11 protein-coding genes are annotated in these 12780 nt (G+C 45.4%); 10 read left to right on the top strand and 1 reads right to left on the bottom strand.

Going from position 1 to position 12780, the window contains the following annotated elements; translation table 11 throughout:
• Window positions 1–343: 343 nt before the first annotated feature.
• The 5 genes from ACRRSY_RS18630 (at window position 344) to ACRRSY_RS18610 (ending at window position 6008) form a co-directional block, all read left to right on the top strand.
• Window positions 344–682, top strand: a complete 339-nt coding sequence (locus ACRRSY_RS18630; RefSeq protein WP_016400812.1) for a P-II family nitrogen regulator — start codon at window positions 344–346, stop codon at window positions 680–682.
• A 48-nt stretch (window positions 683–730) separates the two neighbouring features.
• The gene (locus ACRRSY_RS18625) at window positions 731–2002 is read left to right on the top strand and encodes an ammonium transporter (RefSeq protein ID WP_432456071.1); all 1272 of its coding nucleotides are present in this window, start codon (window positions 731–733) and stop codon (window positions 2000–2002) included.
• 138 nt (window positions 2003–2140) lie between these two features.
• Window positions 2141–3169: an extracellular solute-binding protein gene (locus tag ACRRSY_RS18620; RefSeq protein ID WP_432456072.1), complete on the top strand. Its 1029-nt coding sequence runs from the start codon at window positions 2141–2143 to the stop codon at window positions 3167–3169.
• Between the two features lie 94 nt (window positions 3170–3263).
• Window positions 3264–4940, top strand: coding sequence for an ABC transporter permease (locus ACRRSY_RS18615; protein ID WP_432456073.1), 1677 nt, complete (start codon window positions 3264–3266; stop codon window positions 4938–4940).
• Between the two features lie 15 nt (window positions 4941–4955).
• Window positions 4956–6008, top strand: a complete 1053-nt coding sequence (locus ACRRSY_RS18610) for an ABC transporter ATP-binding protein (protein WP_432456074.1) — start codon at window positions 4956–4958, stop codon at window positions 6006–6008.
• Between the two features lie 23 nt (window positions 6009–6031).
• Here ACRRSY_RS18610 and argR read toward each other — a convergent pair whose 3' ends face one another.
• A complete protein-coding gene (argR, locus tag ACRRSY_RS18605; protein WP_432456075.1) occupies window positions 6032–6499 on the bottom strand; it encodes a transcriptional regulator ArgR in 468 nt (155 codons plus the stop codon).
• 188 nt (window positions 6500–6687) lie between these two features.
• On the opposite strand from argR, the gene ACRRSY_RS18600 reads away from it, so the two are divergent.
• From ACRRSY_RS18600 to rlmB, 5 genes are all read left to right on the top strand, one after another.
• The gene (locus ACRRSY_RS18600) at window positions 6688–7395 is read left to right on the top strand and encodes a transporter substrate-binding domain-containing protein (RefSeq protein WP_432456076.1); all 708 of its coding nucleotides are present in this window, start codon (window positions 6688–6690) and stop codon (window positions 7393–7395) included.
• A 179-nt stretch (window positions 7396–7574) separates the two neighbouring features.
• Window positions 7575–8507 carry a malate dehydrogenase gene (mdh, locus tag ACRRSY_RS18595; RefSeq protein ID WP_432456077.1) on the top strand — a complete coding sequence of 311 codons (933 nt, stop codon included), beginning with the start codon at window positions 7575–7577 and terminating at the stop codon, window positions 8505–8507.
• 114 nt (window positions 8508–8621) lie between these two features.
• Entirely contained in the window at window positions 8622–9335 is a 714-nt protein-coding gene (locus ACRRSY_RS18590) for a tetratricopeptide repeat protein (RefSeq protein ID WP_432456078.1), read from the top strand.
• 77 nt (window positions 9336–9412) lie between these two features.
• Window positions 9413–11941 carry a ribonuclease R gene (gene rnr, locus ACRRSY_RS18585; RefSeq protein ID WP_432463790.1) on the top strand — a complete coding sequence of 843 codons (2529 nt, stop codon included), beginning with the start codon at window positions 9413–9415 and terminating at the stop codon, window positions 11939–11941.
• The gene (gene rlmB / locus ACRRSY_RS18580) at window positions 11935–12672 is read left to right on the top strand and encodes a 23S rRNA (guanosine(2251)-2'-O)-methyltransferase RlmB (protein ID WP_432464733.1); all 738 of its coding nucleotides are present in this window, start codon (window positions 11935–11937) and stop codon (window positions 12670–12672) included. Before rnr ends, rlmB begins: the two co-directional genes overlap by 7 nt.
• Window positions 12673–12780: the final 108 nt, after the last annotated feature.

The raw sequence follows: 12780 nt of genomic DNA, 5'->3' as shown, positions 1-12780 counted from the left end.
GCTGTCACCTTTCTTCTATTTGAGATCTTTGTATAGATCTTCATCTAGGACCCTTTCCTATTGATTGACTTAGCGACTTCATTCGAGCTTGTTATTTGGCTCATATTTCCATCAACGACAGCCAAGTGCACTTAATTAGTGCTTGTCAATGGATACCTGCGACAGTGTGACCCAACTTGGGTCAAGCAGAAAAATAATAGCACCTAATTGGTGCGAACAACTATTTCATCCGAATACAATATATTGTTAACTTATTGAATCTAATGCTTAAAATCGTATTGGCATGGCGTTTGTTAGTACTTATATGAGAAACGTTAATCGATGACTCTTTGGAGGAGCTCAAATGAAACTAATAAGCGCGATAATCAAGCCATTCAAATTGGATGACGTGCGAGAAGCCATTGCTGAAGTAGGTGTTGATGGTTTGACTGTATCAGAGGTGAAAGGCTTTGGTCGTCAGAAAGGTCATACCGAATTATACCGCGGTGCAGAGTACCAAGTAGATTTTCTACCCAAAGTTAAACTGGAAATTGCAACCAGCTCTGAAAATGTCGATCGCATTATCGAGGCAATTTCTAGCGCGGCTTACACCGGCAAGATCGGTGACGGTAAGATTTTTGTTTACGACTTAAGCAATGTGGTACGGATTCGTACTGGCGAAATGGATGCAGAGGCTATTTAAGTACAACTTAACTAGCTATTTAATAAGGATTACGGGGAAGTAATAATTATGGAAAACGAAATTTATCAACTGCAATATGCGATGGACACCTTTTACTTTTTGGTGTGTGGCGCGCTGGTGATGTGGATGGCTGCTGGTTTCTCAATGTTAGAAGCTGGCTTGGTTCGAGCTAAAAACACCACTGAAATTTTAACCAAAAATATCGCGCTTTACGCAATCGCTTGTATCATGTATTTGATTTGTGGTTACTCAATCATGTATGGCGGCGGTATATTCCTCTCTGGTATAGAAGCCTTCGATTTGGCGGGTGTTTTGTCAGCTAAGCAAGAAGCAGGCTTTGACGGTGGTAGTGTTTATTCAGCGGCTTCAGATTTCTTCTTCCAAGTGGTATTTGTGGCAACCGCAATGTCAATCGTATCGGGCGCTGTAGCTGAGCGTATGAAGCTTTGGGCATTCTTAGCATTTGCCGCTGTTCTTACTGGTTTCATCTATCCGCTAGAAGGTAGCTGGACTTGGGGCGGTGCTGATGTATTTGGTTTATACAACTTAGGCGACCTTGGTTTCTCTGACTTCGCAGGTTCTGGTATTGTTCACCTAGCGGGCGCAGCTGCGGCACTTTCTGGCGTTTTATTACTGGGTGCTCGTAAGGGGAAATACAGCAAAAACGGTGCGGTTAACCCAATTCCTGGTTCTAACATGCCATTGGCGACAGTTGGTACCTTCATTTTATGGATGGGTTGGTTTGGTTTCAACGGTGGTTCGGTGTTGAAATTAGCCGATGCTGCCAACGCTCACTCAGTTGCAATGGTATTCTTGAACACCAATGCTGCTGCGGCCGCTGGTGCTATCTCTGCGCTCATCGTCTGCAAATTGACTTGGGGCAAAGCTGACCTAACTATGTTATTAAATGGTGCCTTGGCCGGTCTTGTCGCGATTACTGCTGAGCCTTCTACGCCAACAGCGCTTGAAGCAAGTATTTTTGGTGCGGTTGCTGGTGTATTGGTTGTTGCTTCAATTGTGTTCTTTGATAAAGTTAAGATTGATGATCCAGTCGGAGCTATCTCGGTTCATGGTGTGGTTGGTCTATTTGGTTTGATGATTGTTCCATTGACTAATGATGGTACAAGCTTTACGGGTCAAATAGCGGGTGCATTAACCATCTTTGTTTGGGTATTCGCAGCGAGCTTCATCGTATGGAGTATCTTGAAAGCGGTCATGGGGATCCGAGTTTCTGAAGAAGAAGAGATGAGCGGTATGGATATGCATGACTGTGGTATCGATGCTTATCCTGAGTTTGTTACGGTTAAGTCTTCTAGCTAAATTCTAAATGCTATCATTAAGGCTCGCATCTGCGAGCCTTTTTTGTTTTTTGCAGATGGTGGATTTAACGAACCCATGTTAACATTAAGTTAAATGCAAATCGTTTTTATTTAATATCTGTATGACAAGGATGGTGTTGTGAAATATTCAGTGTTTTTAATTATAACGATGTTGACTAGTCTGCTGGCTCAGCCCTCATTTGCAGCGCAGGAAGTCAATCTCTACTCTTACCGTCAACCTAGTTTATTGCTACCTTTAACTGACGCTTTTACCCAGCAAACGGGAATTAAAGTGAACGTGGTGCATGCTGAAAAAGGCTTAGTCGAGAAAATTAAAGCCGCTGGGGCGAACAATCCAGCTGACTTGGTTCTTACTGTCGATATCGGTCGTTTAGAAGAAATTCGCGCGGCGGGTTTATTTGCCGCGGTTGACTCTCCCATCCTAAATTCGGTTGTTCCTGCCAATCTACGTCAGCCAGACAATCTTTGGTTTGCGCTTACTACCCGGGCTCGGGTGGTTTATGCCGACAAAGATCGCGTCGCTCCAGGTGAACTCCAGTCCTTGAATGATTTAGCCGATCCAAAGTGGAAGGGGCGGATCTGTACTCGCTCAGGTAAACATGTTTATAACATTGGTCTGATCGCCTCAGTGATTGCTGAAGATGGCGAGGCTGTTGCGGAAAGTTGGTTACGTGGCTTAAAGGCCAATTTAGCGCGTAAACCTCAGGGGAATGACCGTGCTCAGGCCAAAGCGATTTTTGAAGGTCAATGTGATCTGGCTATTGCAAACCTTTATTATATGGGAAAAATGTACTACAACACTAAGAGTCCTGAGCAGCAAGAATGGGCCGAACAGGTGCGAGTTGTATATCTGGATCAACAAGTGGGTGGGCGCGGTCAGCACATCAATATTTCGGGGGCGGGTTTACTGAAAACCGCTAAACACAAACAAAATGCAATTAAGTTGCTGGAATTTTTGGTGGGCGAACAAGCGCAAACCTTATACGCAACTGCTAATTTTGAAGAGCCGGTTCGTCAAGGGATCCAAACTGACGAGTATATTGAGAGTTTTGGTCAGTTTAAAATTGACCAAGTTTCTTTACAAGCCGTGGCTGAGCAGCGTGCTGCAGCTGCTCGTCTCGTGGATCGAGTGGGTTTCGACCTGTAAGGCATGTTTAAGCCTTAGCTCCTTGTTAGTGAATCAAAGCTGGCCCTTGGTCAGCTTTTGCGATTCAATCCGCCGTCATCGTATTTAGGAAACTATGAACATCGTTACCAAGTTTACGCAGAGGCGTTTTTTGGCAAAATGGGTGCTGACCGATCCTTGGGTTTGGTGTGGTTTGGTTATCGCATTGTTGGCACTGATGCCTATTGCTACTTTGTTCACTTTAGCCTGGGCAAGCAATCAGCAGATCTGGCAGCATCTATTGGATACGGTATTTTGGGTTTATTTAAAAAACACCTTAATACTGTGCCTGGGCGTTGCACTATTCACTAGTGTCATTGGAACTGGTGCAGCATGGTTAGTCACGCGCTTTGATTTCCCTTTAAAGTCGTTACTGGTGTGGGCTTTATTACTGCCGCTAGCTGTGCCCAGTTATATCTTAGCCTTTGTGATTACCGATCAGCTTGAGTACGCAGGCTTTGTTCAAAAAAGCTTAAGACTGCTGTTTGGCTGGCAGACAGCGCGCGAGTATTGGTTTCCTGAGATCCGCTCTATTGAAGGGGCAATTACAGTACTAAGTTTAGTGCTTTATCCCTATGTCTATTTATTGGCTCGGGCGGCTTTTGTTGAGCAAGCAGCGCAGTTGTATGAGATGAGTCGTTGTTTGGGTAAAAGCCAGACGCAAAGTTTTTTTAGAGTCGCTTTGCCCTTAGCCAGACCCGCGATTATTGTCGGGGTTACCTTAGCATTGATGGAAACTATTAATGAATTTGGCACGGTGGAGTTTTTTGCGGTGCCAACATTGACCGCAGGGATTTTCGATGTCTGGCTTAACATGAGTAGTTTGTCTGCTGCAGCGCAACTGGCTTTAATGTTAGTTAGTTTTTCGATTATTTTACTTGCTTTAGAGCGTTATAGCCGGCATGCGGGCAAGTTTTATAAATTGACTGGCCAATCCACTGCCATGTTTGCTGAGCCGCTAACTGGCAGTAAAGCCTATCTCGCCACCTTTCTGTGTGTATTGCCAATCGGTCTCGGTTTTATATTACCAGTAACGGTGCTGATTCATTATGCTTTGGGTAATCTTGACGCTGGCCTGGAACAATATTTAAGTAATGCTTGGAATAGCTTTTCTTTAGCAGCCATGGCAGCGTTGTTTACAACGGCTTTAGGTTTGCTGCTGGCTTACGGTGTTCGCCTATCGAAAAGCCATAAGATGCGCAGTTTAGCTGAACTAGCGACTCTAGGTTATGCCATTCCGGGGGCGGTATTAGCGGTAGGGATCCTCTATCCTTTGGGTTTACTAGACAACGCCATCGATGGTTTGATGATCGCCTGGCTGGAACATCCGGTTGGATTAATATTTACGGGCAGCAGTGCTGCATTGGTATTGGCTTACGCCTTGCGTTTTATCGCCTTAAGTTATCGAACGCTAGATGCCAGTTTGACTAAAATCACCCCTGAGATGGATGATGCTTCGCGGGTATTAGGCAGTCGTTCGGGAAGAACCTTATGGCGTATTCACTTCCCTTTGCTCAGACCAAGCTTACTGACGGCGATGTTGTTGGTTTTTGTCGATAGCATGAAGGAACTGCCCATCACTCTTATTCTAAGACCATTCAATTTTAATACTTTGTCCACCCAAGTGTGGGACTTAGCCTCATTAGAACAGTTAGAACAGAGTGCTTTGGCGGCACTCACCATTTTGCTGGCTGGTATTATTCCGGTGATCATCATGAGTCGCAATATTGGTTTATCAGAGCCTCGTCGATAAGGAAGTTTAGCCTCCATGAGTATAGAGTTACGCCAAGTTAATCATTACTACGGTAAGCAGCAAGCACTAAAAGATGTTAGTTTAACGGTGGATAGCCACCAAATTGTTGCCTTACTTGGGCCATCAGGTTGTGGAAAAACCACCTTACTAAGATTGATTGCAGGTTTAGAACGTTTGCAAAGCGGTGAGCTTTATTTGCAACAAAAATTAGTGGCAGCGCCCGCTAAAGGGATTCATCTGCCTCCTGAGCAACGTGCGATAGGCATGATGTTCCAAGACTACGCGCTCTTTCCGCACATGACTGTTCGCGCTAATATTGAATATGGTTTCGCTACTCGTCAAGACCTACCGCAACGACGTCAATGGGTTCAAGATAGCTTAGCAAACATGGGCATGAACGGTTTGCTGGAGCGCTTCCCACACACTTTATCCGGAGGTCAGCAGCAACGTGTCGCCTTACTTCGGGCGCTTGCTCCTGAGCCAAGTACGCTGCTACTTGACGAACCATTCTCGGCCTTAGATGAGCATTTACGTCAACAGGTGCGAGAAGAAACCCTCGATATTTTAAAGAAGAGTGATACGCCGGCGTTAATGGTCACCCATGATCCTTTCGAGGCAATGTTTATTGCCGATCGAATTGTCGTGATGGAGCAGGGTAAAATCATTCAAGATGACACGCCACAACAACTCTACAATCAGCCAAAGAATGCTTTTGTTGCCGCTTTATTTGGCCCGAGTAATCGATTTTCCTCCAAGGTGCGGCAAGGAAAAGTGGTGACGGCTCTGGGCTCATTTGCGGCAGAGCAATTTGCCGACGAGCAAGCAGTTGAAGTGATCGTGCGGGCCAAAGATGTCATGGTTCATCAACTCGAAAATAGTGAGATGATTGAAGCAACTATCATTTCAGTTCATCCCATGGGTAACGAAACCCATTTTAGGCTGCGATTAGCCGCGCTACCAGAGCAGGTTTTACATGCTCGCATGCGCGATCATTGGCAGGCTGAACCTGGGGTTAAAGTTTGGTTATCGGTGGAACATTTAGCGGCTTTTGTCTTCCCCAAAGCTTAGTTTGGGGAAGGGGCCATTAGGTGCTAACTGATTTCGAATAGTTCTTTGACTGATTGAAATACGTCAGCAATGTCAATTTGACGGGTAGGGGTGATAAAAATGGTATCGTCTCCGGCAATGGTGCCAAGGATCCCTTCGGCCTTACCTAAAGAATCCAATAGGCGAGCAATTAATTGTGCAGCCCCTGGGCTGGTATGAATGACAATTAGTGCATCGTTGAAGTCCATTTCTAAAACCAAGATTTTAAGTTGGCTAGAAACGGTCGGGACCCCCAATTCGGCAGGTAAACAGTAAACCATTTCCATCTTGGCATTGCGGGTGCGAACCGCCCCAAATTTGCTCAACATTCGTGAGACTTTAGATTGGTTAATGTTTTCAAAACCTTGCTCCTGCAAGGCGGTAACGATTTCAGCTTGCGAACCAAATCGTTCTTCTTTTAACAGTGATTTAAAGGCTTTTATTAACTGTTCTTGTTTATCGCTATATTTCATCGGTGATCCGAGCTTATAAATCCGCAGTTATTGTCGCCAACTTTAACTCTTATATCAACTTTATTCCCCTTTTGTGCATATAAATGCATAGTTTGGCACACTATTCGGTAGTGAAGTTCTCGCTATGAGTTGTTCGAGTGAGCAAAGCTGCATTATCATAGTTGTAAAGACATGATGAGTAATCACTTATGCGCTGCAAATTTTTGTTATTTCTATCCTTAATATTGATACATTTTGCTCAGGCAGAGGAGCTACCATTACGGGTTGTCACCGAAGCTTCATATCCGCCTTTTGAGTCGTTTGACCAAAATAAGCAGCTGGTGGGTTTTGATATCGATCTCGCGAAGGCCCTCTGTATGCAGATGAAAAGAGAGTGTCAGTTTTATCACCAACCCTTCGATAGTCTATTGGGCAGTGTGGCGGTCGGGCACTATGATTTTGCGATTTCAGCCTTGGATATTACTGAGCCTCGCCAGCGTTTAGTGAATTTTAGCCACGCTTATTTTGACAATATCGCAGTCTATATTACCAAAGCTGAGTATAAGCTCACATCTCAGTCGGTGGTTGCAGTACAGAATGGTTCCAGTTTCCAGCGTTTCTTGCGTCGCCAACGTAAAGCCATATTCTCTATTTCTTACCCTAGTTATCAATTGGCTTTGCAGGATTTGCTGCAAGATCGTATTGATGCTGTGCTGCTGGATTCTGCTGCGGCGCATTATTGGTTAGTAAAACACCCACAATATGTGCTCCAAACTGATAGAACTTATCCAGCAAGTGGTTTAGGTATTGCTGTGTCGAAACAAGATCAGCGTTTACTCCAGAAAATTAACGATGCATTGAAAGTGTTAAAAAGTAATGGCGAGTATCAGGCTATCTACCAAGCTTATTTTAAGTAGCAAATACAGTTAGACCAAGGTCTAAAACGAGTTGTTAAAGTGTGATTGAGTCGGTCTTTTAGTGTTTTATAGTTGCTTTAAAAATGTTGCTAAATTGTATTTCTTTATAGATTCCGCTATCTTGTGTGTGTCTTTAAAGATTACCCCTCTACCACAATAAAAAAGCATGGAGAAGTTGGATGAAAGTAGCCGTATTAGGTGCCGCTGGCGGAATAGGTCAAGCCCTTTCATTACTATTAAAAACTCAATTACCTGCGGGTTCTGAACTTTCACTTTATGATATCGCTCCTGTTACTCCTGGGGTTGCGGTTGATTTGAGCCATATCCCGACTCAAGTCGCAATACAAGGATTTGCAGGAGAAGACCCGACACCTGCCTTGGAAGGTGCTGACATTGTATTAATTTCAGCGGGTGTGGCGCGTAAACCTGGAATGGATCGCTCTGATTTATTTAACATTAATGCAGGTATTGTTAAAAATTTAATTGAAAAAGTTGCCGCGACTTGCCCAAGCGCGTGTATTGGTATTATCACCAACCCTGTCAATACGACTGTGCCTATTGCCGCGGAAGTACTAAAAAAGGCGGGTGTTTACAATAAGAGTAAACTTTTTGGGGTGACAACCCTCGATGTGATCCGCTCAGAAACTTTTATTGCGGAAGCCAGAGGCCTCAACCCTGCAGATATAAAACTTAATGTGATTGGTGGTCACAGCGGGGTGACAATTTTACCTTTGCTATCGCAACTAGACGGTATTGAATTTAGCGATGATGAAATCGCTGCCATGACCACGCGAATTCAAAATGCGGGCACCGAAGTCGTGGAAGCCAAAGCTGGTGGTGGCAGTGCTACGCTTTCGATGGGGCAGGCCGCAGCACGTTTTTGTCTCTCTTTAGTGAAAGCTGCGCAAGGTGAAGACGTGATTGAATGTGCCTATGTTGATGGCGGCAGTGAGCACGCTCAGTTCTTTGCTCAACCAGTTCGCTTAGGTCCGCAAGGCGTGGTTGAAATTTTACCTTATGGTGAAATTAGCAGCTTTGAAAAATCAGCTATCGATGGCATGTTAGATACCTTACATGGTGATATCGATAAAGGAATTGAATTTGTGAGTTAATCTTAGCGAATTCAGGTCAAGGAGTGCTTGCACTCCTTTTTTGTATTTGAAAAGTCGCTTTAGTTTTGTTTCAAAGTGCCGATAGCCTAGAGGTGAACGGTATAGGAACGGCAAATGAACAAGTATCTTCCCCCATTGTTACTGTTGGCGAGCTTAACGACTCCGGTTTTGGCTGAACCTATCGAGCCCTTGTCGGTGGATGCTGAATCCGAGCAAACTGCTGCACCAACTCAAATAGTTGATTCCACAGAGTACACTAGCCCTTCTGATATTGACGCGGTTCAGCTTTATAAACAAGGGGAGCTGATTTCTTGGATTAATAAAAATCAGCATCTGGCTCGCGTTAAAGCCGATGATTGTCAGTTGGTCGAAGATATTGAGGCTCGCGCCGAAAAAGTTGCAATTCCTGCCTATCAATTTTTATGGGGGGATATGCTGGCTTGGGGGGTCTGCGTGGAAGCAAACCCTGAACTAGGTATCATGTATATGTGGCGAGCCGCCAATCAAGGTTTAGCGGCAGCGATGGAACAACTGGGTCGTTATTATGCGACAGGAACGTTGGTGCAACAAGACGTGACCAAGGCTATTCCCTTGCTACGTGAAGCGGCTGGTCAGGGTTTTTTACCTGCTCAGTTGCGCTTGGTTTCCTTGTACGTTGAGGGCGAGGGCAGTCCTTATGATTACGAAGATGCCTATCGTTGGTTACATCATTCGATTATTGCAGACAAAAAGACTCACCTTCAGGCCAGTCAATTATTGGCGTCTTTGGCCCAAAAAATGCCTGATTATGTGGTCGAAAAAGCTAAAGCAAGCAACCAACCCTACTAAAGCCTTACTTAAAGCATTACCATAGGGCTATTCTATAAGGAATATCCCTTTATTTGCTCAACTTAGCAGGTTAGTTAATGCAAAATCAGGCTGTATCGGCCACTCTCAAAGTCAGTTTATTAGCGGCGCTAGAACAAGAAATGGCTCCCGTTTCTATAGAGTGGTTACAAGCTTTAGTGACGCCAGAACAGGCACCTCAATTCACTGCGACCTTGGCACACTTATTAGAAGAAGGCCTATTAGTCACTACTCGGATCGGCGCTTATACCTTGCCAGAGCGTTTGGGCTTGGTTACTGGCACGGTGATTGGTCACCGTGATGGCTTTGGCTTTTTGAATACGACTCAAGAAGGGCCGGATCTATTTTTGTCGGCCAAAGAAATGCGTAAGGTTTTTCATAATGACTTTGTGCTGGCCGCTCCATCCAGTATTGATAAGCGTGGTCGTCGCGAAGGACAAGTTATCAAGCTGCTTAAGCTGCGTAAGCTTAAACTGGTGGGGCGCTATTTTGTTGAAGGCAACCACCGTTACGTGGTACCGGAAGATCCTCGGATTAATCAAGATATTTTAATTGCTAAAAATGATACTGCCGGGGCGCGTCAAGGCCAAGTAGTGGTGATTGAAGTGTTGAGTCGTCCCTCGGCTCCGAAGCTTGCTGTTGGTAAAGTCATTGATATTCTTGGTGACAAAATGGCGCCGGGGATGGAAGTTCAGGTAGCGCTGCGCAATCACGATATACCACACGAGTGGCCTAAATCGGTGATTAAGGCGGTGAATAAGCTTGAAGAAGAAGTTGATGAAGCGGCTAAACAAAATCGGGTTGATTTACGTAAGTTACCATTGGTTACCATCGATGGGGAGGATGCTCGCGATTTCGATGATGCTGTTTATTGTGAAGCGAAAAAATCTGGCGGCTGGCGTTTATGGGTGGCAATAGCCGATGTATCCTATTATGTTCGCCCCGATGCAGCCTTAGATAAAGAAGCTCTCAATCGCGGGAATTCGGTCTATTTTCCCGATCAGGTGATCCCGATGCTGCCGGAGCAGTTATCTAATGGCTTGTGCTCGTTAAACCCCGAGGTGGATCGTTTGTGCATGGTGGCAGAAATGACTATTTCGGCGGCAGGGCGCTTATCGGGCTATAAGTTTTATCAGGCGCTGATGCACTCCCATGCTCGATTCACCTATAACAAGGTGGCCGCTATTCTCGATGGTGATGAAGCCTTGAGTGCACGTTATGCCCAGCAAGTTCCTCATTTACAAGAGCTACACCGTTTATATAGCGCATTAAAAATCAGCCGAGCTGAGCGCGGCGGTATCGAGTTAGAAACTCAAGAAACCCGCTTCATTTTTAATGCACAGCGTAAAATTGAACAAATTGTGCCGCTGACGCGTAACGATGCGCACAAGATGATCGAAGAATGTATGATTCAGGCAAATGTGGCGGCGGCTAAATTTGTCGGGAAACATCAACAGCCGATTTTGTATCGAGTGCACGATCGTCCTGGAAAAGAGCGATTGACCAATTTCAAAGGTTTTCTTAATGAGTTAGGACTATCACTGGCTGGTGGGGAAGAGCCTCAACCTAAAGACTACTTCAAGTTGGTCGCCGAGATCCAACAGCGGCCCGATCTCGAGCTGATCCAAACCATGTTATTACGCTCGATGATGCAAGCGGTATATCAGCCCGATAATATTGGTCATTTTGGTCTAGCGCTGAAGTCTTATGCCCACTTTACCTCGCCAATTCGTCGTTACCCTGACTTATTATTACACCGAGTGATTAAATATTTGGTGGATAAACAGGCTGCTGAAGCGGCTGGTCAAACTTTAACAAATAAGTGGACGAGCAGTGGTGGCTATTGTTACCAAGTCGATGAGATGGACAAGTTTGGAGAAAACTGTTCGATGACCGAGCGCCGTGCCGATGATGCGACGCGTGAAGTCTCTGATAGTTTAAAGTGCGAATATATGCTTGACCATGTCGGTACAGTATTGCCTGCAACGATTGCTGCGGTCACTGGTTTCGGCTTTTTTGCTCGGCTAGACGAGTTTCATATTGACGGTTTAGTGCATATCAACTCTTTACGTGGTGACTATTATCATTATGATGCTGCTCGCCAATTGTTAGTTGGTGAAAAAACGGGCAAGCGCTTCCGTATTGGTGACTCGCTAATAGTGAAGGTTGCTTCGGTGAATATGGCTGATCGCAAGATGGAATTTATCTTGGTCAATAAAGATGGTCTGGCCGACGAATTTGAGCGCCCCACACGTGCAGGTAAAGATGGTGGGCGTGGTAAGCGCTTTGTTAAAACCGGTGAGCGAGACGAAACGAGTAAGCGTGCAGGAAAAGGTAAAAAGCCGCGGCATCGCGACCTTAAAAACAAAGGGAAACGACGTCAGCCCAGCGCGAGCAGTACGCAAGATAGCAGTGCGGAGAATAAAGGTGGCTTTAGCCCTTGGCAGCAACGGGATCCGGCAGCAAAAAAAGCCAAGCCAAGTCCTGAGTCTCAGGCGAAGCCGCGTAAAAAGCCGAAGAAAAAACGCAAGCAACGCCCTGGAAAACAAGAGCGCACAGCCGCTAAACAACAGAAGAACAGATTATGAGCCAACAAGTAATTTATGGCCTGCACGCGGTGCAAGCATTATTAGAACGCAGTCCCGAGCGCATTATTGAAGTTTTTGCCTTAAAGGGTCGCCAAGATGAACGCTTACTTCCTTTACTGAACGAGCTGCGTCGTTTGGGCGCTTCGGTGCAATTTATGCCACGTAAGGCTTTGGACGATAAAGCCGAAAGCTCTCAGCACCAAGGTATTGTGGCACGAGTGAAAGCCGGTCGCGGATATAATGAGCACGATCTTAAATCATTGGTTGAATCATCGACGGCACCATTATTTTTAATCTTAGATGGTGTTACGGACCCGCATAACTTAGGCGCTTGTTTACGTAACGCCGATGCCGCGGGAGTTGTGGGGGTGATTGTGCCGAAAGATAACTCGGTGCAGTTAAATGCGACGGTACGTAAAGTCGCCAGTGGTGCTGCCGAAACCGTGCCATTAGTCGTGGTTACTAATCTCGCTAGAACCTTGCGTGAGTTACAACAGCTAGGAGTGTGGGTTGTGGGAACGGCGGGTGAAGCTGAGCAATTTATTTACGATACCAAATTGCAAGGGCCAATGGCGATAGTGATGGGCGCAGAAGGGAGTGGTATGCGCCGCTTAACTCGGGAAACCTGTGATGAACTCGTGAAACTGCCGATGTTAGGCGCAGTATCCAGTTTGAATGTATCGGTTGCTGCAGGTATTTGTTTGTTTGAAGCGGTTCGCCAGCGCCGTTAGGCCTGAATTCGCTCTTTTATAAAAGCTGATTAAAAGCCACCGCATAGTTAATCTTACGGTGGCTTTAATTTAGCTTGATTAAATTCTCGCCTTCACATAGAATCAGCG

It is taken from the genome of Agarivorans sp. QJM3NY_33, from assembly GCF_050870865.2.
Classification (GTDB): Bacteria; Pseudomonadota; Gammaproteobacteria; order Enterobacterales; family Celerinatantimonadaceae; genus Agarivorans.
This window is presented reverse-complemented; position numbering and strand designations above follow the sequence as displayed.